Consider the following 22,462-nt stretch of genomic DNA (forward strand, 5'->3'; position numbering starts at 1 on the left):
AGTCTCCAGGATTTTTTGACGAAACTCCGTCGAATAGGCTTTCATAATGGCATTTCTAACCTTCTCTTTGACTGTACCTCACTCACGTGAAAATTGCTATATTAATATTAAAGTGGCAGTAGTAGCAGCAATACGATCGCAGTTTAATCTTAAAATAGTGTAGAAAACAAAAATATTTATCGTTGAAATAAACAGAACAATACGTCGAGAAGACGGTAAATTTATCTCAATAAAATTAGAGAAAAAATCAAAAGTTCTAGGAAGTCCTAAAGGATGATCGCTCCAAACCTCTTGATAAAAAATGTAGCCTCGTTTTAGTAAATGAACCCGTGTGAGTTCGATTGACTCATCAAAATTAAAATGCCCCGGATAGTCTATAGGGACTGCTAAACTCACTAAGACTAACAAGCAGGTTATTAAAGCAATACCAATAATAAGGTCTAAAAACTTTCTCACAGCAAAAGTTAGTACATCTGTTTCAAGAAGGCACAATAATATAATAACTTTAAAAAAGGCTAAAAGCTTCTCCTTGCTCGTATTGCAACAAAAATCAAACGATATCTGCAAGCAGGAAGAGGTAAGCAGAGCCAGTCTTGCCGTGCAGTTGCAGCAAGTAGACTTCAAAGATTGGTGGACAAACTTGGGAACGAGACAGTAAACTTGGAGGGATTACTAACAAGTAATTCTCCGGGGTGCAATCAAGCTGTCCCGGAAAATTGCTATCGCTACTGTAATTAAGGACTCGCGCGGAACCTATGATAACCAGTATCGCTCCCTAAATCCTCAACCGCTTTCCCCACAACTGACAAGATTCAACAGTCCGAACAGCATTTCATGAAAGTTTCGCTCCTAGCACCCGACTTATCCGGCGGCGGAGGAACCCGAGTTTATTTACTCGGACAAGTCCTGCAAAAGCTGGGCTGCGACGTTAAAGTTTTCGGTTTTCTCTTCGGCGAAAATCTTTACCCCCTGCCCCCAAGCAATCTTCCCGTTCAGTGGGTGCGAGGTCGCAATTATCCCCAAATCCTCGCCGCAGCCCGCGAACTCCTCTCAATCCTCGATGGCGACGTACTGTACGCGGTCAAACCTAGACCGACAAGCTTTGGGATCGGCTTACTCAAACGTTTTTTCTCACGCCGTCCAGTCGTTCTAGATATCGACGATTGGGAGATGAGTTGGTTTGGCGGGGATGACTGGCGCTATCGTCCAACTCCTAAGCAACTGGCTCGGGATGTACTCAAAAAAGATGGCGCATTGAGAAATCCCCAGCATCCTTTCTACCTCCAGCAAATCGAGCAATACGTTCGTCGCGCCGATGCGATTACCGCCGATACTAAATTTTTGCAGCAGCGATATGGTGGCACTTATCTTCCCAACGGGAAGGATACGGATCTCTTCGATCCAAGTCGGTTTAACGCTGATGCTTGCCGTGCTAAGTATGGTTTGGAAAACGTTCGCGTGTTAATGTTTCCGGGAACGGCACGACCGCATAAAGGATTAGAGGATATCTTGGCGGCGCTCGATCGCTTGAACCAAGAAGATCTCAAGCTGGTGTTGGTCGGCGGACGAGAGATTGGCGACGGTTATGTCGAATCGCTACTCTCCCAATGGCCGCGTTGGATTGTCAAACTGCCGTCAACGCCGATCGATAAAATGCCAGAAGTGGTAGCGGCTGCCCATGTCGTCGTCGTACCCCAGCGCGAAAATCGCACCGCCTGCGCCCAATTCCCGATTAAGCTGACGGATGGAATGGCAATGGCTAAGCCGATTGTGGCGACTCGTGTCGGCGATATTCCCGAAATTTTAGGCGATCGCGGTTTCTTGAGCGATCCGTCTTCTCCGGAACAACTCGCCGACAAAATTCAGTGGATTTTCGAGAACTTAGAGGCGGCTAACGCGATCGGATTGCAAGCCAGACAGCGCTGTGTAGAGCGCTATAGTCTCAAGACAATGGCTGAAATCTTGGCTAAAATTCTCGAAGGTTTAACTCATCGTTAGGAATAGAAAAGAATGTCCGCAAGTCGGCTCCTCCTAAAATTTGCTCTGCGCTCCCGTTTATTAGTTATTTTAACGGTCGTTTTAAGCTTTTCTGGCGCACTTTTTAATGGCATCGGAACCGCTCTTATCGTACCGGTTTTGCTGGGCTTTTTGGGGCAAGATGTTGCTTTTAAAAAAGCACCGCCTGCTTTGGCAAAGATTTTGTCATTGTTTGACGTATTTCCGGAAAACACGAAATTACTGGTAATGTTAGGGGCTGTATTTAGTTTAATTGTCTTCAAAAATGTAGCGAATTATGCAGCGCTTCTCGTGGGCAGTTATTTCTCAAAAACTTTAGTTAACGGGATGCGGCTAGAAGGACTAAAACTACTTCTAGAATTAGATTTAGACTATTATGCTAAGAACAAACTCGGAAGCATTGTAAATTTACTCAACCAAGAGATTGGGCGAACGGCGAATGCTATTGGGATTGCTGTTGGGATGTTCACAAGTATTAGTACGATCTTTGTTTTTCTGATTTTATTGATCGGCTTATCTTGGCAGCTAACCGTTTTTACAACAGGCTTATTATTCATCGTTGCACTTATCAACAATTACTACATTAAACGAGCTAAATCTTACGGTAAAGTTCTCAGTCAAAAATCTCGAGAGTCTACGAATAAGCTACTCGAAATTTTAGCGGGGATGCGCGTGATTAAAACAGTAAATTATGAAGATATCGAATACGATCGCGCCGAATCGTTAATTCGAGAGCGCGAGCAAGCCGAATTGCAGTCTCAAGCGAACTATGCAATCATGGGACCGCTGAATGAAGTTTTAGGGATACTGCTCGTCTTATCGATCGTTGTAGCGGGGCGATCGCTGTTTGCTGGGAGAATTGCGATCGCAACGATTGGGACATTCTTATTCTTGCTTACTCGCCTGATTCCCGTGGTTAGCAACCTCAACGGCGCGCGGAGCAAATTTGCCAATGCCGTTCCTAGCGTCGAAATTGTTTCCGACTTCCTACGGCGCGAAGATAAACCGTTAATGACCAACGGCAACAAACTCTATATCAAACTCGAGCAAGGCATCCATTTTGAAAACTTAAGTTTCGCTTACCCCGGAAGCGACGATTTAGTCCTTAGAGAGATCGATTTGTGGATTCCTAAAGGCAAAAGCGTTGCCCTTGTCGGCTCATCAGGGGCAGGAAAATCGACGGTTGCAGACTTAGTACCGCGATTTTACGATCCGAGCGCGGGCAGAATTACCTTTGATGGGATCGATATCCGAGAGTTTAATATTGGCTCGTTGAGAAAAGGGATGGGGATCGTGAGCCAAGATACCTTTCTATTCAATAATACGATTCGCTATAACATCGCCTATGGGATGGACGCGGCGACGGACGAAGATGTCCTGAAAGCAGCCAAACGGGCCAATGCCTACGAGTTTATCAGTAGTATGCCCCAAGGTTTCGAGACAGAAATCGGCGATCGCGGCGTGATGCTATCCGGCGGACAGCGCCAGCGTCTCGCGATCGCGCGGGCGCTACTGCGGAATCCCGATATCCTAATCTTAGACGAAGCCACCAGCGCCCTCGATACCGTCTCAGAACGCCTCGTCCAAGGTGCGATCGACGAACTCTGTCGCGAACGCACCACCCTCGTCATCGCTCACCGCCTCTCCACCATCCAAAAAGCACACCAAATCGCCGTCATGGACAAAGGGCGCGTTGTGGAAATTGGAACTCACGATGAACTCTTAACGAAAAAGGACGGTCACTACGCGCGCTTGTATAATATGCAATTCTCCGATCGCGCCCGAATGACCCTCCCCAGCAACGAAGCTCTGATTCGCGCTTCCTTAGCCGCCTCCCAAGAAATCCGAACCCGCCTCTCCTACGATATCCGAACCCGTTTGAACTCCATGCTCGGTTCCCTCCGATTGCTCGCTGACGATCTCGTCGATAGTCCCGAAGAACAAAAGGAACTGATGGAGGAATCTTACGACTCCGCCTTACAGATTCTCAAAACCATTCAATCCTTCGAGGAAAAAGCACCGATGTTGCCCCCGGGTTAAAGTTCGGCATTCCGATTACAACAATCCGACAAAATGAAGGGGTCCGTGACCGCTAATCAGTTCGAGGAGTAGGGCGAGGAAACCGAGCATCGCGAGGCGACCGTTCCACACTTCGGCGGTAGAGGTCATCCCCCATTCCCAACGTTCTTGAGGGTACATCTTCATCGCTTTTTTCATAGGACGAGCAACTTCAGAAAAGGTACGAGGGGGACTGTTTAAAGCATCAATAACCAATCCGGCTAAGGCATTGATGAAGCCGGGATAAACGTTAAGAGCGGGAACGCGCTTGAACGTCTCAATCCCCGCTTCTTCAGCAATTTCCCGATATTCGATATCGATTTCTTGGAGGGTTTCGATGTGTTCGGACACGAAACTGATGGGAACGACGAGAAGGTCTTTAACCCCAGCCGCACCGAGTTCTTTGAGCGCGTCTTCTGTGTAGGGTTTGAGCCATTCCACCGGGCCGACGCGACTTTGGTACGCCAGTAGCCAGGGATTGGGGCGATTGAGGGTTTGCATAATCAGTTGAGTGCATTCCTCAATTTCTTTTTGATAAGGATCGCCGCCTTCAGTGACATAACTTGCCGGTACGCCGTGGGCGCTGAAAAAGATCTGAATCTCCGAGCGTTCGCTTTCGGGAAATTTGTCGAGTTCGGCCGCGATGAGATCGGCCATCGCCTGTAAATAGCGCGGATTGTCATACCAAGAGGGGATGACTGTATAATCGAGTTGCTGAAGGGCGGGTTCCTCCTGCCACATCTTTTCAAGAATCCGGAACGACGAACCGCTGGTGCTGATCGAAAATTGGGGGTAAAGGGGGAGGATGGCAATTTTGTCAAGGCGATCGCTTTTAATACGCGCGATCGCTTCTTCAGTGAAGGGATGCCAATACCGCATCCCAATATAAACGCGCGCGTCGCATCCTTCTGCTTTTAGTTTTTCCTCCAGCGCTTCGGCTTGCGCTTCAGTAATTTTTCTGAGTGGAGAACCGCCGCCGATTTGCTTGTAATTTTGCTGAGAAGTTTTCGCTCTTCGGGTGGAAATCAACCAGGCTAAGGGTTTTTGCAACCAGGGAAAAGGCAAGCGAATAATTTCTGGGTCGGAGAACAAGTTATATAAGAACGGACGAACATCTTCTAATTCGTCAGGGCCACCCAAATTAAGTAATAATACTCCTACGCGCGCCATATGAATTTTTGTCTCTAAAACTTTCAGATTGTTTACTAAGTTTAACAATAGATCCCGCGATACGTTAAGTTTGATGCGAACCCTTGTCGAGAAGCGATTCTGGGCGAGGGGACTTTTGGAGCCGCTCGAACCGTCGGGGCAGCACGAAGGCCGCGATCGCGAGCGCGCCCATCAATGCCAAAATGATGCCGATGACTCGTCTGCGCCTTACGAGGCCGACAGCGGCCGCGATTGTGAGCGCAAATAAGATTACGCCGACATAACCGAGACTCTGAGCATTGACATCGATAAGCGAAGGTGCAGCCACGGGTTCGCGTAACTCAATTTTTGGGGGCGGCGCTTCTTCAGCGATAATCGTCAGCTTAGGAGAACCGAGATCTGCGATGAAAAGAGACCTCGATAGTTGAAAGGGAAAAATGGATTTGCTCATAAAATGAATGAAGTTTACCGGAATTACCAAGTCGGTTCGGAAAACTCAGAATCGCTTTGGCGAATTCCGAGATGCGCCTAAAATCCTCAGAGCGTTAAACCCCGATCGTAGCGCTTATGCAGCAACAATACTTAAGTCAATTGAGAAACTTGCGCCGCTACTTGCCGCGTCCAGTAGACCGGGAAGCCGGAAAACAGTTAGAAAGCGAATTATTGGAAGACGCGCGTTGGACGATTAACTATGAAGTCTTAATTGTAAGTTCTTGCGCGATCGCAACTTTCGGACTCGTCAACAACAGCGCTGCCGTCATCATTGGTGCAATGTTAATTGCACCCCTGATGTTACCCCTGCGCGCCCTTGCTCTAGGGTTCCTCGAAGGCAACTGGTTGCTATTGCGCAGAGCAACACTCTCGCTCGTGGGAGGAACCCTCTTGGCCATTGGGCTTTCATTCCTGATTGGTTGGCTTGCACGCATTCCTCCCCTCGGCTCGGAAATTCTCTCGCGAACGCAGCCTAACTTAATCGATCTCGGGATTGCAATTTCAGCAGGCGGAGTTAGCGGCTTTGCCAAAATTCGCAAAGACATTAGCGATGTCCTGGCTGGAACGGCGATTTCTGTCGCCTTAATGCCTCCTTTGTGCGTCGTCGGACTCTCTATATCGCAGGGAATTGTCTCCTATGGTTCTGGTGCTTTTCTCCTGTATTTAACCAACTTATTCGGGATCGTCTTCGCTTGCCAGTTGGTGTTCATTTTAGCGGGTTACAGTCGCCTGAGTCGTTCCTTACTCCTAACGAGTTTTTTTACCGTTCTGCTCTTACTTCCCCTCAGCACTAACTTCATCAAACTGGTTCGGCAGCAGCAATTGCAAGCCACGATTAATCAATTGCTGCTACGTCGAACCATTACCTTAAATCAAGCAGGTATTTCGTTACGAGGAAACCAAGTCGATTGGACGGGTAAGCCTCCCACCGTCTATCTTTTCATTGACTTTACCCCCAATGCTAGGGACGCTCAAATGATTACATCCAAGCAAGTCGCTGAAGTGGAAAAGTTCATTTCGGCTCAAATGCAACGACCTTTTACGCTGGTGGCGATTGTCAATGAAGTGCAAAAAATTCAGGCCAGTTATGAAAATTCCGAGGCAGGAAAGCATAGAGTAGACGAAACCCCTTCCCGTTCTATCCGCACGGAAACATTACCCGGTTTCGTGCAACCGACTGAAAATTGAGAAGCAACCAGCACCATTCTCCAATGATGAATGGAGTCGTCCTGATTTAAGGCGAGCGCTGCTAACCCTAGGAAATATCGAGCTTTCGGCGAGTGATTTTTTCTGATTTCAGGGTTATTTCCCAACGATGGAATGCGCGGTTGGCATTTCCGCTACGAACGGCGATCGAGTACCCTGGAGAATGACTGTATTGTAAGTTTGTTGACGAGAACCTAAATGACTGCAACCGCAACTCAACCCAAGTACGAAATTAAAGACATTAACTTAGCCGCAAAAGGCAAACAACGCATCGAATGGGCAGGACGGGAAATGCCTGTCTTGCGGCAAATTCAAGAACGATTTGCCGCTGAAAAGCCGCTAGCCGGAATTCGCTTGGTAGCCTGCTGCCACGTTACCACCGAAACGGCTCACCTCGCGATCGCGCTGCGTAATGCCGGTGCTGATGCTCTCCTAATCGCCAGCAACCCCCTCTCCACTCAAGACGATGTAGCTGCTAGCCTTGTCTCCGATTACGGTATCCCAGTCTATGCTATCAAAGGCGAAGATAACGACACTTATCACCGCCACGTCAACATTGCTCTCGACCATAAACCCAACATTATTATCGATGACGGCAGCGACGTAACCGCTACCCTGGTCAAAGAGCGCCAAAGTCAAATCTCTGATATTATCGGCACAACCGAAGAAACCACCACCGGCATCGTCCGCTTGCAAGCGATGCTGAAAGATGGGGTTTTAACTTTCCCCGCTATTAACGTCAACGATGCTGACACCAAACACTTCTTTGACAACCGCTACGGAACCGGACAATCGACTCTCGACGGCGTTATCCGTGCCACCAACATTCTCTTAGCCGGTAAAACCCTTGTGGTTGCGGGGTACGGATGGTGCGGTAAAGGCGTTGCTATGCGTGCGAGCGGGCTGGGTGCTAATGTTATCGTAACCGAAATCGATCCCACCAAAGCGATTGAAGCTGTTATGGATGGCTTCCGCGTCATGCCGATGGCAGAAGCCGCTTCTCAAGGCGATCTTTTCATTACCGTTACGGGTAACAAGCACGTTATCCGTCCCGAACATTTCGCGGCGATGAAAGATGGGGCAATTGTTTGCAATTCCGGTCACTTTGATATCGAAATCGACCTACAATCTTTAGGTCAAGAAGCGACTGAAGTCAAAGAAGTTCGTCCTTTCACTCAACAGTATTGCTTGAAGAGTGGAAAATCGATTATTGTTCTGGGGGAAGGACGTTTGGTGAACCTGGCGGCTGCTGAAGGACATCCTAGCGCCGTGATGGATATGAGCTTCGCTAACCAAGCGCTGGCGTGCGAATATCTGGTTAAAAATAAGGGTCAATTAGAACCCAAAATTTACAATATTCCCACGGAAATCGATAAAGAAATTGCACGCTTGAAACTGCAAGCAATGGGAATCAAAATCGATAGTTTGACAGCCGATCAGATCGAGTATATTAACTCTTGGACGGCGGGGACTTAAAGTTTTGAGATAGCTCGATTACTTTAAAAACGTAACAAATTTAGGTGGGTTTGAGCGAGTCTCAAACCCACCTCTTCTTATTTCTTCAACCAGCTAAACATCGCGCGCAAATCTTTACCGACTTCCTCAATCGGATGCTCGGCTTCTTGACGGCGCATCGCCGTAAATCCGGGCTTACCGCTTTGATTTTCAAGGACGAAATCGCGGGCAAATTTACCGTCTTGAATCTCTTTAAGGATTTGTCGCATTTCGGCGCGGGTTTCATCGGTAACGATGCGAGGGCCGCGCGTATAATCGCCGTATTCTGCGGTGTTGGAGATACTATCTCGCATTTTTGCGAGGCCGCCTTCAACGACAAGATCGACAATTAATTTAACTTCGTGGAGACATTCAAAGTAGGCGAGTTCGGGTTGATATCCGGCTTCGACAAGGGTTTCAAATCCGGCTTTAATCAGGGCAGATAAACCGCCGCAAAGAACGACTTGTTCGCCGAAGAGATCCGTTTCGGTTTCTTCGCGGAAGGTAGTTTCAAGGATACCGGCGCGAGTGCCACCAACACCTTTAGCATAAGCCATCGCGCGATCGCGGGCCTGTCCGGTGGCATCTTGGTACACCGCAAACAAACAGGGTACGCCTTCGCCTTGTTCGTAGGTACGGCGCACGAGGTGTCCCGGGCCTTTCGGCGCAACCATGATAACATCGACGTTGGCGGGCGGAACGACTTGTCCGAAGTGGATATTAAACCCGTGGGCAAAAGCGAGAATGTTTCCTTCGCTCAAGTTCGGTTCGATTTCTTCTTTGTAGACGGTTTTCTGCACTTCATCGGGCAGCAGAATCATGATGAGATCGGCAGCTTTAGCAGCTTCGGCAACGCTATGCACCTTTAAGCCTGCTTCTTCGGCTTTGGCTGCGGATTTGCTACCGGGATAAAGACCGACGATGACGTTAACGCCGCTATCTTTAAGGTTGAGGGCGTGGGCGTGACCTTGGGAACCATAACCCACAATTGCAACGGTTTTACCCGCTAATAAGTCTAAATTTGCGTCTTCATCATAGTACATTCGAGCCATCGTTTTCTTCCTTGTCGCCAGTTGTGCGTTTCGATACTGCAAACTTTTAATTTTATCGCAAGTGGGACGAGGGAATATTGAATTATCGGGTTGAGCGGTAATAGATACATAAGATATTGATTTTGTCAAGATTTTGAAGCGCGATCGCGTTCGAGTTCTGACTTCGCGGTTTGCTGGTGCAGTTTTTGAATGCGATTTTTAATCGAGACGGCGTGTTGACTTTGTTCGTAGGCCATGACCCAGGATAAAGTCATTGAAAGCGCGATAAGATTGAAGAACATCGCAATAAATATCTCGCAAATTGCAGCAGTACGTGCGAGATACGAGACGGGATGAATATCGCCGTAACCGACAGTGGAAAAGGTGACAATGGAGAAATAAATGGCGATGAATCCTTCTTGAAAGCCATCAAAGTTAGACGGATCGCTCCGATAAAGTTCGGAGTTAAAGCTGGCAAAACCCAATAAAATAGCAAAGAAGCTCAAGCCTAAAAATAAAAGCAAATACGGAAGTTTACTAAAAGAGGGAATAAATTGATATTCTTTGTAAACTTTGTTAGCTTTCTTGACTTCGACTTCTATATCCATCCCAGCGCCGATAAAAATTTCAAGGATGAGTAAAACGACTAATGCTAATCCTAAAAACAGACTGAGAAGGGAGGGAAAAAGGGCGAGTTCGACTAAATGGCTGTGGGGAAAAACTTGATGGAAGGTATTAAAAATTGAGTAGAGCAAACCGATCGCGGTGAAAACGCCGATCGCAACTCGAACGCGAATGAGGCGACGGTGACGCGGATAGCAGTTTTGCTGGAGAACTTCTGACGGGGAATCAGCGGAAGGGGCGAATAAATTGACGCGATCGACAATGGATTGTGCGATCGCTTGAACTAAAGCTTCGTTCTCGAATTCAACGGGCGGTTTTCCGTTCTTTTCGGGTTCCAATTCCATCTCTGAAAATTCACCCTTCTAGCAAGAGAGGCGGTTAATAACTCGCTCTTGACAAAATGGTCTGGGTGGGCATTGCCGAGCGAGTAGGGGCGAGGAAACGCAATACCCGCCCTACAACTCTAGCATTAACGCGATCGCTGGAAAAATTCCCGAACTGCCGCCGGTTGATTGTCCGGTTGGACAAAACTCGCGAGAAAAACAAAGTCGAGTTCGGGAAAAAATTGGCTTTTCTCCCAGGGCTGATACCCTCCCTCCTGCAAGCGATATAAAGAAAACTTGCCGTTCTGCCAAAACCAAACTTCAGGCACTTTTAAACCCAAATAAACTTGCAATTTATTGATACTACCGCTCGTTACCACCACTTCAACTGCGAAATCGGGAATCTCCCGTGTCCCGCTCCTATTTTCGAGGTTTCCTCGAAAACAGGGAACACTTTTAGCTCGCCGACACAATAGCATTCATCGGGTTCTAAACCGCTGCCTTCTGCTTGAGCGCGATAGGGAGTCGAACCGCAGCCGTGCAAGTCGATATTTTTAGCGAGGGCGTAGGTTTCTAATAAGCGAGCGATCGTTTTTTTTTCGCGTTCGTGTCGAGGGGAAAGAATCTTGATTTCGAGCAATCCTTGGCAGTAAGTCAGGCGCAATCCCGGTACGTTTTCGAGTACGGAGTCAAGCGTCAGATAGTCCTGCCAACTCATATTGCTTAGAATCAAACGCTGTTCGGTTTGAGTATCGAGTTGTTCGAGGAATGCTGTATTCTTGACACTCCCCAACCTAAAGGTGTGGGGATTCTTGGTTCAACGAGACCACTTAAAGTAGATACCTTGCAATGCCTACCCCAGAGGTGGGACTCTCCCCAAGCGACTTCGGGTATGCCCTACCCTAGTTGAATTGCTTCAAGTTCTTTTTGAGGCGTGAAACAATATGTTTCAAAGGACTGTTTGCCTAGCTCCTCTAAATCTTTTACCTACTGCGAGGCCGAGTCTAGGAAAATGCAGTAGAACCGCATAGATTTAATTGTTCAAGGTTCAGCGTTGTACCTTTCGGCAACTGGGTTTTTAGAGCGGTTGATTACCCGACCCGCTGTGCTATATTCTAGCACGGACATGAAAAGCCGTCCTGGAAGGACGGGGTTTTAAACCCAAATTTTTCGATAAATTGCCAGTCCAGTAAGGCGCTCTGAAGGGTTATTCAATAGAGCCGCTTACTTCTTCTTCTGTTGTCCATTCTAAGGTATCGCCCACGATCGCGCCGGTATGGTACGCACCGAGCAAAATTTCGCTGGTTTTTCCCCACGCGATCGCGCCGTCGGCCGATAATGCAATTGCGCCAAAATCTCGCCCCCTCTCCTTCGACTCCCGAAACGAACGTTCCATCGCCTCGGAAAGCGATAACCCATCCGTCACGCGCACGACAATTCGCGCTGCCAAACATTCATCGATGATATCTTCGCCAATCCCCGTGCAACTCACCGCCGCGCGCCCGTTTGCATAGTTCCCCGCAGGCATGGCAGAATCGCTGACGCGCCCGATACGCTCCAAGCCTTTACCGCCCGTCGAAGTTCCCGCACAGAGTTGCCCTTCAGCATCCAACGCCACCACGCCAATCGTACCGCGTCTGGCTCCGGTTAACTCCGGTTCGGCGATGGTTCCCGCCATTGCTTTGCTAAAATTCTGCTTGCGTTCTTCAATCCACTCCTGCAAGCGCAAATCGGTGAGGGGATCGTAAGCGGGGATTTTCAGTTCTCGCAATAATTCTGCCGAACCATAATCGGAGAGGACGCGATCGCTTTCATTTTGCAGGAATTCTGCCAGCGCGATCGGATTTTTGAGGCGCGAAGCATTAATTACGCCGCTAAAGCGCTGCACTGCGCCATCCATCAACGATGCGCTCATACGAATATTGCCATCCGATTGTAACACCGAACCCGTTCCTGCATTGAAGCGCGGTTCATCTTCGAGCAACTGACAGCCTTTAATGACGGCATCTTTGGCGCTCCCGCCCGCTTGCAACAGTGCGTAGACTTCCTCAACAATACCGTGAAGCGCTTTCCGAACCGCCTCCACGCCGCCTTTACTCTTGAGCGACAAACCCGCGCCGCCGTGGATAATCAATTTAGGTTGTACTTTCGATGCAGACATCAAATTTCTCTCTTGCTTGTGTGCGTGCCGTTCGATTGTCTCAGAAAATCGCGATCGCGGATCCGGTATGTAGATCTCGAATCCCCACAACTCTCCCGTGAAGGTGAAACTGTATATTAAAATATGTGAGTTGAACCGATACTAATTTCTGTTTCCCATTCCCGAATTATGAATTACAAATACTGATTGACGTTTGATGTGCATTATCCAAAAGTCTTGATTTCCCTCACCCCCAGCCCCTCTCCCCATCGGTGGGAGAGGGGAGAAAGAACAGTAATATCTATCTTTCTGGCTTCTAATTCACATTAGGCGTGATTGCTATTCTCCATTTCCAAATTACGAATTACGAATTACAAACTACGAATTACTAAATGTCTTCCTACTTCCGCCCCAGTGTCGATGCTATGTCTGGCTACGTTCCCGGCGAACAACCGCCCCCGAACGTCAAAGTTATCAAACTCAACACCAACGAAAACCCCTACCTGCCCTCTCCCAAAGCGGTGGCAGTCTTGCAGGATTTTGCCCCAGAATTGTTACGCCGCTATCCTAACCCGATGGCGCAGACGTTTTGCGAAGCAGCGAGTGCTGTTTTAGGCATTCCTAGCGATTGGATTTTAGCGGGGAATGGCAGCGATGACTTGTTGACGATGTTGATGCGCGCTTGCAGCGAACCGGGGCGCGCAGTCGTCTATCCAATGCCCACGTATGTACTTTACCGCACGCTGGCGGAAATTCAGGGCGCAGAAACGATTGAAGTGCCGTATCCAGAAGATTTTACTTTGCCGGTGGAAGCATTAATCGAGGCGCAAGGGGCAATTACGTTTATTGCCTGTCCGAACAGTCCTTCGGGAACGGCGATTCCGTTAGAGTTACTCGATAAGTTGGCGGCGAATTTGTCGGGGGTATTAGTCATTGACGAAGCGTATGTCGATTTCGCGGAAACGACGGCGTTACCCTTAGTGAAGAAGTACGAGAACGTTATCGTTTTGCGAACGCTATCGAAGGGATATTCACTGGCGGGATTGCGGTTTGGGTTTGGGGTAGCGAATCCGGTGCTGTTGGAAGGGTTGATTAAGGTTAAGGATAGTTATAACGTGGACGCGATCGCTTGTGCGGTGGCGACGGCGGCGATTCAGGATGTGGAGTATAAGAATGCTAGCGCCCAAAAGGTGAAGGTAGAACGCGATCGCGTTACAACAGCTTTAAGCAAGTTAGGATTTGAAGTTTTACCCTCCCAAGCCAACTTTATTCTTGCTACCGTTCCCCCGCAGCACAATGCCGAAGCGATTTATCAAAATCTCAAACAGCAAGGCATTTTTGTCCGCTATTTCAAACAACCGGGCTTAGATAATAAACTAAGAATTACCATTGGTACGCCGGACGAAAATAGTGCTTTGTTAGATGAAGTGAGTCTTTTTCTAAGAAAATAACAACTTTTTATAGGCGCTGTTAAATAACATTTCTATTGCATTTTGCGCTTAAAAGCGACCCGATCGTTATCTTGAAACCCTTGATGCGCTGTACCAATATCCGGGTCTCTGGAGATGTCTACTAAATTTGTGACTTGTAGGGTAGTAATTACGAATTACGAATTACGAATTACGAATTACGAATCCCCTTTTAATGTATCATATTAGTTAAAGTTTGAATTCCGCCCCATGACCTCGAAAGAAAAACCTGCTGTTACCCCAACAGAAACCGAAAAAACATCCTCTGAATTAACTTTTTGGGAACAAGTTAAAAGTAACAGTAAAACGATCGCGATCGCGCTGTTAATTGCTCTTATTATTCGCGCTTTCATCGCCGAACCGCGCTACATTCCTTCAGATTCCATGTTGCCGACCCTAGAAGTCAGCGATCGCGTCATCGTCGAAAAAATTTCCTATCGCTTCCATCCGCCCCAACGCGGCGATATTATCGTCTTTGAACCGCCACCCCAACTCCAAGCATTAGGCTATCAAGCCGACCAAGCGTTTATCAAGCGTACCATCGGCGAGCCGCATCAGACTGTCGAAGTGCGCGATCGCACCGTTTACCTCGATAACCTCGCCCTCAAAGAAGATTACATCGCCGAAGCGCCCAATTACGACTTACAGCGCGTTACGATTCCCGATAATACAATCTGGGTGATGGGCGACAATCGCAATAATAGCAACGACTCCCATATTTGGGGATTTTTACCCCAACGTAATGTCATTGGACGCGCCTTTTTCCGCTTTTGGCCGCTGAATCGTCTCGGTTGGATTTCTCGAGGGAATGAGAATGCGAATAATCCCATCGAACTTACCTAATTTAACGACTCTGAAACCCTCCTTTCTTCTGTGAAATCTCAACTTGCATTCAACGCCCAAAAAAGCGATCGCACTGCCCAATGGAAAACCCTTTGGAACGATACTTGGACCGTATTTTGGAGTGAATGGCTTGACTTGCGCGTGCGCGTTCCGCAAGTCGTCGCGACGGGTTTAATCTCCCCCGCCATTTATATCCTTGCTTTTGGCTTGGGATTGGGCAGTACCTTAGATCGAGCGATGACACCACCCGTGGGCGATAGTTACCTAGAATTCATTTTACCGGGAATGGCAGCACTCTCCTCGATGACCATTAGCTTTGGAGGGACAACCTTTTCCATTTGCGGCGATCGCCTTTTTAGCAAAACTTTTGAAGAATTACTGCTTCTCCCCGTCCATCCCCTCGCCCTTCACCTCGGCAAAACGATTGCAGGGATCCTCCGAGGTTTAATGACTTCCGGTTCCGTCGTCTTTCTCGCCGTCCTCTTCACTGGCAAAGTTTGGAGTTTCCTCAATCCGCTCTTTTGGTTGGTCTTAATCCTTAATTGCGCGGTTTTCGCCGGTTTAGGCGTAATTACCGGCTTAAGAGTAAAATCCCTCGAAAGTGTAGGACTTTACAACAACTTCGTCATCGTTCCCATGTCCTTTCTCGGGGCGACCTTTTTCGATCCTTCCACCCTTCCCGCCGCCCTCAAAGCTGTGGTGTTCTGCCTGCCCTTAACCTACACCAGCATTGGACTGCGCGCTGCCGCTTACCGCCCGCTAGCCGAGTTTCCGTGGTACTCGCTGCCGATTTTATTTGCCGCCGCGATCGCGCTTTCAGTTTGGGGCGCTTACCAATTTTCCCACCAACAGGATTAGAGCGTTATACCCGATTGATATGAAGCTACATAAAATCTAAAAGTAGGGTGTGTTAGCGAAGCGTAACGCACCATTATCCTAACCCAAAATTGAGAGGAGTCGATTTTGTGGAACATCATATTCAATGGGTATTATTCAGTTAAAAGTTAACTGCGATCGCGGTTAACTTTTAACTGTTATTAGTTATCAATTATTCATTGTCGAATGGCACTGACTTAAGACTGGTGGGCGCTGCCCACCCTACGAAAGATCGATGCTTTGGGCAATTTTTAAACCCTTATTTCAGTGCCATTCATTATCCATTATCCATTATCCATTATCCATTACTTCCTAGTCGAATTGCCCGCTTGAGGTCGCTATCCGACAGCTTAACTCGATCCAATTTTGCTCCGATTAAGTTCGTATCTTGGAGATTAGCACCGCTTAAATTTGCTCCTCCTAACTCGGCAAATAATAAACCGGCTTGACGCAAATCCGCTCGTTGAAGATTAGCAGCTTCTAAATTTGCTTCAAGTAAATTTGTTCCCGATAGATTAGCGTTGCTCAATTGTGCCTGTTGCAAACTCGCGTTATTTAAGTCGGCTTCTTGAAGGTTCGCCCGCCGAAAGTTGGCCCCTATCAAGTTAGCATAGCTTAAATTTGCCCCCTCCAAATTTGCCCCTTTCAAGTTAGCCCCCGAGAGATCGGCTTTGCGCAAGTCGGCAAAACTAAGGTCGGCTCCTTGAAGGTCTGCACCTCGAAGATTAACGCGCTGGAGATAGGCTCGAATCAGAATTGCACCCTTGAGTGTGGCTAAGCTCAAATCAGCTTCCGTCAGGACGGCGCGCGCCAGCATTGCTCCATTTAAGTTAGCTTCTGCGACTCGGGCGCGAGTGAGTGTCGCTGAGGTGAGGTTCGCGCCCTTGAGTCGAACGCGACCGAGCAGTTGCGCGCCTAGTAAACTACTGCCGACTAAGGAAGCATATCTGAGGTCGGCTCCGTTTAAATTGCTACCTTGAAGAATCGCGCCGGTTAAATCGGCTTCTGCAAGGATTGCACCACTCAGATTGGCTTGGGATAAATTCGCATCCACGAGCATCGCTCGGAAGAAGTTCGCTCGGCACAAGTTTGCATTTTTAAGATTGCTGCCAATCAGACGAACGCGGGTAAAGTTAGTTTTTTTGAGGAAAGCTTCGCTAAAATTGCAGCAGCTAAGACAGGCTCGACTGAGGTCTGCCTTCGGTAATTGAATACCTTGAAAGTTGCGCTCTCCTCGATAGTATTGATTTAACAGATCGTCAGTCTTAAATAACTCACTGGTACTCATAAAATAATGGTAAATGGTTTCTCGCGGTCAATGCGGAGGTAGATTGAACCCAATGAACCGATGTACCGCTTGCAGCGGAATTCAAAATTCAAAATACTCACTAAGTCAGTATTTTAAATTTTGAATTAGGTTGTGTCTGCGGCCCTCTAGCCTTAGCTTAAAGCTGATTGAAGCGACCGCCTTAAAGCACTGTCATACAGCACGGTGTTTTACTGTTACTGCTTGGGTTATCGGGAACTCAAACTGAAAAATTTGCCGCTACAAAGGGGCAAATAATAACCCAAACCATCTTTCCAAATTTATAGCTCCCAAGGCTTTAGTCGATGGCATACAGTCTGTCAAAAAATATTGAGCCGGACGATCGCGCTTGTGTTTTAAGCTTCTTTATCACAAGCCTCCTAAAATGTCAAGAGTGAGTTGACATTTTCCGAGCGATCGCGTAGCTGAAGACGCTCGATATTTACTAAAGATAATCGTTCTTCCCTCGGGAATGCAAGAGAACGGCTCTTGTCGATCGCGTTTTGCTCGAAACTGGGTTGAGCGGTAATTCTTTCGAGGCTCTGTGCTGTTCCCCCGCAACCTCATAAGTACGCGATCGATCCCCGATCCGTCTCGCCTTAAGTTAATGCCCTCGATCTATCAATTTATTTTTGTCCCAATCCAAGCTCTTTATCGTAGTAAAGTTTTTTCTCAATCGCTCGATTTTCAGGGTTAAATTCAATAGAAAGGGTGAGGGTGGGTGCGCCTTGCCAGTGACACCAGCGATTAGGCGACTTGACTTTTTGGGGCAGATCGTCATCGCAGTAGACTCTTAATCTATCCAAAACCAGAGCATCGATTTCTTGATAAGATGCGCCGTACTGAATGCGATCGTAAATTACTTTGTACTTCTGCTGGAGTTGAACGGTGTTTTGCATCCGACGGTCGCGCTCGCCATTCAATGTTCCCCAAAACAAAACGGCAAGCGTTCCGGCGATCGCAACCAAAAAGACGAGCGAGCTTCGTAAATAATCCTCGATCCGCTCCATAATCCTAGCGATACCAAGACATTCAATACAATAGCGCCTCAGAAATTGAATTTCAACTCGCGCGGGAAAATGCTAAAACTCCTGTAACGTCCTTTTTGCGCAAAATATGTCCGAACCTAAAATTGCTGCGATTATCTGTACCCACAATCGGGATTATTACTTGGGTGCAGCGATTGATAGCTTATTGGCTCAAACCTGCGATGATTTTGAGGTGTTAGTCGTGGATAATGCTTCAAGCGATCGCACTCGGACCGTCGTTGAGGAACGCCTCAGCGATCCTCGCCTCCAATATATCTACGAAGACGCGATCGGGCTATCCGTCGCCCGCAACCGAGGGGCAAACGAAAGCCGCGCCCCGATTCTGGCTTATTTAGATGACGATGCGGTTGCCAGCCCTCACTGGTTGAACGTTCTCCTGGCCGCCTACCGCGATAACGATAAACTGGCGGTTGCTGGCGGGAAAGTAACTTTAATCTGGCCCGAGGGCATCGAACCCCCTAACTGGATTTCTGAGGGACTCGCCGGTAACTTAGGACTGTACGATCTCGGTAATACTGTTACCTATATCCGACAACCCGGACTTACACCCCGAGGTCTCAATTATTCGCTCCGTCGCACGTTTCTCGAGCAAATAGGGGGCTTTGATCCGAATTTGGGGCGAAAAGGCAAAAATCTACTGTCTAACGAAGAAGTCTTGATGACGGAACTCGCGATCGCAAAAGGCTGGCAAGTGGCTTATCTCCCCGATGCTCTCGTCGCCCATAACGTTGCTCCCGAACGGATCGATCCGAAGTGGTTTTTACAGCGCAGTTGGTGGCAGGGGATTAGCGAGTGCTACCGCGAGGAGGCAGCAGGGCGGACGGGAATCGCTCAACTCGGACGCGGCGGCGAGCGCATCGCACGCGGACTCTACAAAAGCTTAAAATATTTCTCGGATCCGGCCGAGCGCTTCGATAATCTTGTCTATGCTTACGGTCAGTTGGGCTATTTGAGCGCCGCGATTAAAGGAATGCTAAGTCTTTCCAAACCTTCACTTTGATAAGCGATGACTGATGAGCGATAACTCAATTCCCCATCCTGACGAACCGAATCGTACTGTAGGTTGTGCCATCATTACGGTTAGCGATACGCGCACCTTGGAAACCGATCGCAGCGGGCGCATTCTCCAAACTTTACTGCTAGAGGCGCAGCATCGCGTTGTGGCTCGAGAAATTATTCCCGACGAACCGGCTCGCATTCAAGAACTATTCGTTCAGTGGTGCAAGCGTGACGAGGTTGAAGTTCTAATTTTTAATGGCGGAACGGGCATTGCGCCGCGCGATACGACTTACGATGCGATCGCGACTCTTCTTGAAAAAACTTTACCGGGGTTTGGCGAACTGTTCCGCTTTCTGAGCTATCAAGAAATTGGTTCCCGCGCGATCGCTTCGCGCGCGATCGCGGGGACGTATCGCAATAAGCCGATCTTCTCCCTTCCCGGCTCTACAGCAGCCGTTACCTTGGCGATGAAGCGCCTAATTTTGCCCGAACTGGTTCATTTAGTCGGTCAACTCAATCCTCCCACAAGGGACGACTGACAAATCATTGATTTGATTCAAAAGCGAGTATTGGACTGACTCTCTAGCCGTGTTTTCCACGACCGGCAATTTAGTTAGCGAGGGTTACTCAGTAATTATCGTGTCCTTAGAGGGATCGTTGTCCGATAGCGTACCCATCGGTACATTGCTGGCAATTTCCACGCCGTCACCATTGAGTCCGCGCCCGAGTCGAATTTGAATTTGAGGGCCGGAACTGGCTAAGCGCACGATCATGCCATCGGTTATGGTTGCTTTATTAATACGCTTGCCATCAAGGTAAGTTCCATTCGCTCCTAAGTTAACAATTTCCCATTGAGCATCTCGCTGTCGGATTTCAACATGATGGCGGGAAACTACAGCACTGTAAAGTATAACTTCGTTGTCCGTCGAGCGTCCTATCCCGATTGTGGAGTTCGGATCGAAGGTCCAACTTTGAACTGGCACAGCCTGAAGTGGATGCAGCAGAGTCAGAGTAATCACCTAAAGTTCATGCTTTGCGAAAGTTTTGCAAATGAATTGATTCATTTTCGAGCCAGCCTAGGTTATTGCAGCTTCTTATTATAGAGCGTTAAATTCCCCAGCTAGTTGAAGATGATTTTATCCTAAAAGCCCTCTTATTTAGAGGAGGGGTTTCGGGATACAATTGTCCCTTCAGGTAAAGCCCCGTGCTGATACGGAAAGCGTTAAACCCAATTGACGGACGATCCTTCGGGAGATATTCCGAATAATGCTCGAAAACATACTCCATTTTGGCGATTGCTTAGTTCTTTTTATGTATAGCTTGTAGAAGCAATATTTTCAACCCTCTTCTCAATCCAGACTCATGCGAGTTAAAATTTGCGGAATTACCCGTGCCGACCAAGGTTGTGCGATCGCGCGACTGGGAGCCACAGCCCTCGGTTTTATTTGCGTTCCTTCTTCTCCCCGCTATATTCCCCTAGATGCGCTGCAAGAAGTGACGCGCGCCCTCCCCACTCGCGTCGATCGCATTGGAGTATTTGCGGATGCGTCGATTGCTGAGATTTGTCACGCTGTCGCCCGCTCTGGGTTGACAGGCGTGCAGTTACATGGTAAGGAATCGCCCGATTTCTGTCGGAAACTGCGCCAAGCTCTGCCCGATATTGAAGCAATTAAAGCCTTAAAAATTAAAACGTCGGAATCCCTAGCCCTAGCAGAAGCATATCGCGATTGCACCGATGGTCTTCTGCTGGATGCTTACCATCCCCAACAGTTGGGCGGAACCGGACAAACGCTCGATTGGGATGCGATCGCAACTTTTAATTCCCCCCTGCCTTGGTTCCTAGCGGGGGGGCTGAACCCCGATAACATTACCGAAGCCTTAGAGCAACTCAAACCGAACGGGATCGACCTTTCTAGTGGCGTGGAGCGATCGCCGGGAGATAAAGATTTAACGCGAGTCGCGAAACTATTCGAGCGCTTGAGAGCAATAAAGACCATTGAATAATTGATAATGGACAATTGACAATGGATAACGTGCGTTGTCCATTATCAATTATCAATTAACTTTCCCCCCACAAGACTGACTTACGAAGCCGAAGCATAACTCAGTGCTAACAAATCTTCTGCTAGCGCCACCGCCCCCCACAAAGGCGCTTCATCGCCCAGTTCGGCAGGAATAACTTGGAAATGAACTTCAGGCAAAGCTGTTGTTTCGGCAGTTTGACGCACCACTTGCCAAAATTGTTCGCCAGCTTTAGTTACGCCGCCACCGAGGACAAATAATTGGGGATTAATTAAATTAGCAACGTTGCCGATACCCGTTCCTAACGCCCAACCCGCTTTCGCGATCGCCGCCCGAGCCACTTCGTCGCCCGCCTCCGCTGCCAAACTTACCGTTTGACCTGTAATTGCGTCCAGTTTCCCGCCCACTAACGTGCGTAGAACCTCGCCGCGTTCTGGCTGTTCGAGGAGTTGCGATCTCACATCGCCCGCCATATACGGTCCGGAAGCCAAACGCTCCACGCAGCCGCGTTTTCCACACAAACACTGCGGCCCGTTCGGTTCGACGACCGTATGGCCGATTTCTCCAGCCATTCCCTCAGTTCCTTGCCAGAGTTTGCCATTCAAAATCCAGCCGCCGCCAACTCCCGTGCTGACGGTGATATAAAATAGGCTATTGTATCCTCGCCCCGCCCCAAAGCGATATTCGCCCAGTGCGGCGACATTCGCATCGTTATCGACGGCTGCGGGCGCACCGAATTCGTCTTCGAGAATGCGACTGAGGGGAATATTTTCCCAGCCGGGGACGTGATGTGAAAGGCGTACCTCTCCCGTTGCGGCGTTGACTGGACCGCCAAAACTAACACCGATTGCAAGCGGCGTGCGACCTTGTAGGAGTTCGCGCCCCAGAGAACGCGCGATTTCTAAATCTGTTTTTGCATCCGCTCCTGGCGGTGCTAATACGCGCCGATACTCCTGCCAGTGGCGCTGACCGGGTTTTAATAAGGCTGCGGCGTGTTTGGTTCCCCCGAAGTCAAAGACTAAGATGAGGGGTTCGCGAGTTGCGGCGCGCCGGTCGGAACGGCGCTGGGTGGTAGATGGCGTGCAAACGTGCATAGTTTTTGAATGTGCGATGAATCGGTGTGAATCGCCTGCGAGCATTTGCTGCCCGACCGGCAAGGCTGCAATCGCGATCGATTAAATTTATTCAATCGATCGAGGGTTCCGCTCCTGTCAACTTTTCGATTGGGATGGCGAGGGCAGATTTTTACGGATTGCGCCTCGAGTTTATGCCATCTAACCAGGTTTTGCCATTAGGGATCGAACGAGCATCCACCCCCTCTTTTAGACGAGGGTTACGCAAATATACGCTCGGTGATTGTTAATC

22 protein-coding genes are annotated in these 22,462 nt (G+C 48.5%); 10 read left to right on the forward strand and 12 right to left on the reverse strand.

The window, feature by feature from the left end:
- Positions 1 to 96: 96 nt before the first annotated feature.
- The gene (locus H6G50_RS18430; protein ID WP_190719500.1) at positions 97 to 456 is read right to left on the reverse strand and encodes a hypothetical protein; all 360 of its coding nucleotides are present in this window, start codon (positions 454 to 456) and stop codon (positions 97 to 99) included.
- A 378-nt stretch (positions 457 to 834) separates the two neighbouring features.
- On the opposite strand from H6G50_RS18430, the gene H6G50_RS18435 reads away from it, so the two are divergent.
- Together H6G50_RS18435 and H6G50_RS18440 are read left to right on the forward strand one after the other, a co-directional pair.
- Positions 835 to 1,998, forward strand: a complete 1,164-nt coding sequence (locus H6G50_RS18435) for a glycosyltransferase family 4 protein (RefSeq protein WP_190719502.1) — start codon at positions 835 to 837, stop codon at positions 1,996 to 1,998.
- A gap of 12 nt (positions 1,999 to 2,010) precedes the next feature.
- Positions 2,011 to 4,056 (forward strand): ABC transporter ATP-binding protein, encoded by a 2,046-nt coding sequence (locus H6G50_RS18440; RefSeq protein WP_190719504.1) that lies wholly within the window; start codon positions 2,011 to 2,013, stop codon positions 4,054 to 4,056.
- A gap of 15 nt (positions 4,057 to 4,071) precedes the next feature.
- Here H6G50_RS18440 and hemH read toward each other — a convergent pair whose 3' ends face one another.
- Together hemH and H6G50_RS18450 are read right to left on the reverse strand one after the other, a co-directional pair.
- On the reverse strand, positions 4,072 to 5,244 hold the full coding sequence (gene hemH, locus H6G50_RS18445; protein WP_190719706.1) for a ferrochelatase: 1,173 nt from the start codon (positions 5,242 to 5,244) through the stop codon (positions 4,072 to 4,074).
- Between the two features lie 64 nt (positions 5,245 to 5,308).
- On the reverse strand, positions 5,309 to 5,674 hold the full coding sequence (locus H6G50_RS18450; protein WP_190719507.1) for a hypothetical protein: 366 nt from the start codon (positions 5,672 to 5,674) through the stop codon (positions 5,309 to 5,311).
- 116 nt (positions 5,675 to 5,790) lie between these two features.
- On the opposite strand from H6G50_RS18450, the gene H6G50_RS18455 reads away from it, so the two are divergent.
- Both H6G50_RS18455 and ahcY read left to right on the forward strand, forming a co-directional pair.
- A complete protein-coding gene (locus H6G50_RS18455; protein ID WP_190719509.1) occupies positions 5,791 to 6,903 on the forward strand; it encodes a DUF389 domain-containing protein in 1,113 nt (370 codons plus the stop codon).
- A 216-nt stretch (positions 6,904 to 7,119) separates the two neighbouring features.
- Positions 7,120 to 8,397 carry an adenosylhomocysteinase gene (gene ahcY, locus H6G50_RS18460; RefSeq protein WP_190719511.1) on the forward strand — a complete coding sequence of 426 codons (1,278 nt, stop codon included), beginning with the start codon at positions 7,120 to 7,122 and terminating at the stop codon, positions 8,395 to 8,397.
- 77 nt (positions 8,398 to 8,474) lie between these two features.
- Here ahcY and ilvC read toward each other — a convergent pair whose 3' ends face one another.
- The 5 genes from ilvC to H6G50_RS18480 form a co-directional block, all read right to left on the reverse strand.
- Positions 8,475 to 9,467, reverse strand: coding sequence for a ketol-acid reductoisomerase (gene ilvC, locus H6G50_RS18465; RefSeq protein ID WP_190719514.1), 993 nt, complete (start codon positions 9,465 to 9,467; stop codon positions 8,475 to 8,477).
- 125 nt (positions 9,468 to 9,592) lie between these two features.
- Positions 9,593 to 10,414 (reverse strand): potassium channel family protein, encoded by an 822-nt coding sequence (locus tag H6G50_RS18470; protein WP_190719517.1) that lies wholly within the window; start codon positions 10,412 to 10,414, stop codon positions 9,593 to 9,595.
- 125 nt (positions 10,415 to 10,539) lie between these two features.
- Positions 10,540 to 10,776: a Uma2 family endonuclease gene (locus H6G50_RS24485; protein ID WP_206756577.1), complete on the reverse strand. Its 237-nt coding sequence runs from the start codon at positions 10,774 to 10,776 to the stop codon at positions 10,540 to 10,542.
- Positions 10,767 to 11,186 carry a Uma2 family endonuclease gene (locus tag H6G50_RS24490; protein ID WP_206756578.1) on the reverse strand — a complete coding sequence of 140 codons (420 nt, stop codon included), beginning with the start codon at positions 11,184 to 11,186 and terminating at the stop codon, positions 10,767 to 10,769. Before H6G50_RS24490 ends, H6G50_RS24485 begins: the two co-directional genes overlap by 10 nt.
- Before the next feature lie 414 nt (positions 11,187 to 11,600).
- Entirely contained in the window at positions 11,601 to 12,554 is a 954-nt protein-coding gene (locus H6G50_RS18480) for an isoaspartyl peptidase/L-asparaginase (RefSeq protein WP_190719520.1), read from the reverse strand.
- A gap of 371 nt (positions 12,555 to 12,925) precedes the next feature.
- On the opposite strand from H6G50_RS18480, the gene hisC reads away from it, so the two are divergent.
- The 3 genes from hisC to H6G50_RS18495 all read left to right on the forward strand — a co-directional run bounded on the left by hisC (position 12,926) and on the right by H6G50_RS18495 (position 15,703).
- Positions 12,926 to 13,984: a histidinol-phosphate transaminase gene (gene hisC, locus H6G50_RS18485; protein WP_190719523.1), complete on the forward strand. Its 1,059-nt coding sequence runs from the start codon at positions 12,926 to 12,928 to the stop codon at positions 13,982 to 13,984.
- Between the two features lie 228 nt (positions 13,985 to 14,212).
- Positions 14,213 to 14,845 (forward strand): signal peptidase I, encoded by a 633-nt coding sequence (gene lepB / locus H6G50_RS18490; protein WP_190719525.1) that lies wholly within the window; start codon positions 14,213 to 14,215, stop codon positions 14,843 to 14,845.
- 30 nt (positions 14,846 to 14,875) lie between these two features.
- Positions 14,876 to 15,703: an ABC transporter permease gene (locus H6G50_RS18495; protein WP_190719528.1), complete on the forward strand. Its 828-nt coding sequence runs from the start codon at positions 14,876 to 14,878 to the stop codon at positions 15,701 to 15,703.
- Positions 15,704 to 16,019: 316 nt separating this feature from the next.
- On the opposite strand, the gene H6G50_RS18500 is transcribed toward H6G50_RS18495, so the two are convergent.
- Both H6G50_RS18500 and H6G50_RS18505 read right to left on the reverse strand, forming a co-directional pair.
- The gene (locus H6G50_RS18500; RefSeq protein ID WP_190719531.1) at positions 16,020 to 17,009 is read right to left on the reverse strand and encodes a pentapeptide repeat-containing protein; all 990 of its coding nucleotides are present in this window, start codon (positions 17,007 to 17,009) and stop codon (positions 16,020 to 16,022) included.
- Positions 17,010 to 17,653: 644 nt separating this feature from the next.
- Positions 17,654 to 18,037 (reverse strand): hypothetical protein, encoded by a 384-nt coding sequence (locus tag H6G50_RS18505; protein WP_190719534.1) that lies wholly within the window; start codon positions 18,035 to 18,037, stop codon positions 17,654 to 17,656.
- Positions 18,038 to 18,143: 106 nt separating this feature from the next.
- On the opposite strand from H6G50_RS18505, the gene H6G50_RS18510 reads away from it, so the two are divergent.
- Both H6G50_RS18510 and H6G50_RS18515 read left to right on the forward strand, forming a co-directional pair.
- Entirely contained in the window at positions 18,144 to 19,076 is a 933-nt protein-coding gene (locus tag H6G50_RS18510; RefSeq protein ID WP_190719537.1) for a glycosyltransferase family 2 protein, read from the forward strand.
- Positions 19,077 to 19,089: 13 nt separating this feature from the next.
- Positions 19,090 to 19,614, forward strand: coding sequence for a MogA/MoaB family molybdenum cofactor biosynthesis protein (locus H6G50_RS18515; RefSeq protein WP_190719539.1), 525 nt, complete (start codon positions 19,090 to 19,092; stop codon positions 19,612 to 19,614).
- An 84-nt stretch (positions 19,615 to 19,698) separates the two neighbouring features.
- On the opposite strand, the gene H6G50_RS18520 is transcribed toward H6G50_RS18515, so the two are convergent.
- Complete coding sequence (locus tag H6G50_RS18520; RefSeq protein ID WP_190719542.1) at positions 19,699 to 20,094, reverse strand: FHA domain-containing protein; 396 nt, start codon at positions 20,092 to 20,094, stop codon at positions 19,699 to 19,701.
- 343 nt (positions 20,095 to 20,437) lie between these two features.
- On the opposite strand from H6G50_RS18520, the gene H6G50_RS18525 reads away from it, so the two are divergent.
- On the forward strand, positions 20,438 to 21,079 hold the full coding sequence (locus H6G50_RS18525; protein ID WP_190719545.1) for a phosphoribosylanthranilate isomerase: 642 nt from the start codon (positions 20,438 to 20,440) through the stop codon (positions 21,077 to 21,079).
- Positions 21,080 to 21,159: 80 nt separating this feature from the next.
- Here H6G50_RS18525 and H6G50_RS18530 read toward each other — a convergent pair whose 3' ends face one another.
- Entirely contained in the window at positions 21,160 to 22,191 is a 1,032-nt protein-coding gene (locus H6G50_RS18530) for an ROK family protein (RefSeq protein ID WP_190719548.1), read from the reverse strand.
- Positions 22,192 to 22,462 lie beyond the last annotated feature (271 nt).

The sequence above is a fragment of the Oscillatoria sp. FACHB-1406 genome (assembly GCF_014698145.1).
In the GTDB taxonomy this organism is placed as follows: Bacteria; Cyanobacteriota; Cyanobacteriia; order Cyanobacteriales; family Spirulinaceae; genus FACHB-1406.

What these genes read in the sequence shown, in the direction of transcription:
- H6G50_RS18530 (WP_190719548.1), bottom strand. Translation starts at nt 22,191, where the DNA reads ATGCACGTTTGCACGCCATCTACCACCCAGCGCCGTTCCGACCGGCGC.
- H6G50_RS18470 (WP_190719517.1), bottom strand. Translation starts at nt 10,414, where the DNA reads ATGGAATTGGAACCCGAAAAGAACGGAAAACCGCCCGTTGAATTCGAG.
- H6G50_RS18515 (WP_190719539.1), top strand. Translation starts at nt 19,090, where the DNA reads ATGAGCGATAACTCAATTCCCCATCCTGACGAACCGAATCGTACTGTA.
- H6G50_RS18480 (WP_190719520.1), bottom strand. Translation starts at nt 12,554, where the DNA reads ATGTCTGCATCGAAAGTACAACCTAAATTGATTATCCACGGCGGCGCG.
- H6G50_RS18450 (WP_190719507.1), bottom strand. Translation starts at nt 5,674, where the DNA reads ATGAGCAAATCCATTTTTCCCTTTCAACTATCGAGGTCTCTTTTCATC.
- H6G50_RS18510 (WP_190719537.1), top strand. Translation starts at nt 18,144, where the DNA reads ATGTCCGAACCTAAAATTGCTGCGATTATCTGTACCCACAATCGGGAT.
- H6G50_RS18440 (WP_190719504.1), top strand. Translation starts at nt 2,011, where the DNA reads ATGTCCGCAAGTCGGCTCCTCCTAAAATTTGCTCTGCGCTCCCGTTTA.
- H6G50_RS18435 (WP_190719502.1), top strand. Translation starts at nt 835, where the DNA reads ATGAAAGTTTCGCTCCTAGCACCCGACTTATCCGGCGGCGGAGGAACC.
- H6G50_RS18455 (WP_190719509.1), top strand. Translation starts at nt 5,791, where the DNA reads ATGCAGCAACAATACTTAAGTCAATTGAGAAACTTGCGCCGCTACTTG.
- hisC (WP_190719523.1), top strand. Translation starts at nt 12,926, where the DNA reads ATGTCTTCCTACTTCCGCCCCAGTGTCGATGCTATGTCTGGCTACGTT.
- hemH (WP_190719706.1), bottom strand. Translation starts at nt 5,244, where the DNA reads ATGGCGCGCGTAGGAGTATTATTACTTAATTTGGGTGGCCCTGACGAA.
- H6G50_RS18500 (WP_190719531.1), bottom strand. Translation starts at nt 17,009, where the DNA reads ATGAGTACCAGTGAGTTATTTAAGACTGACGATCTGTTAAATCAATAC.
- ilvC (WP_190719514.1), bottom strand. Translation starts at nt 9,467, where the DNA reads ATGGCTCGAATGTACTATGATGAAGACGCAAATTTAGACTTATTAGCG.
- H6G50_RS18525 (WP_190719545.1), top strand. Translation starts at nt 20,438, where the DNA reads ATGCGAGTTAAAATTTGCGGAATTACCCGTGCCGACCAAGGTTGTGCG.
- ahcY (WP_190719511.1), top strand. Translation starts at nt 7,120, where the DNA reads ATGACTGCAACCGCAACTCAACCCAAGTACGAAATTAAAGACATTAAC.
- lepB (WP_190719525.1), top strand. Translation starts at nt 14,213, where the DNA reads ATGACCTCGAAAGAAAAACCTGCTGTTACCCCAACAGAAACCGAAAAA.
- H6G50_RS18505 (WP_190719534.1), bottom strand. Translation starts at nt 18,037, where the DNA reads ATGGAGCGGATCGAGGATTATTTACGAAGCTCGCTCGTCTTTTTGGTT.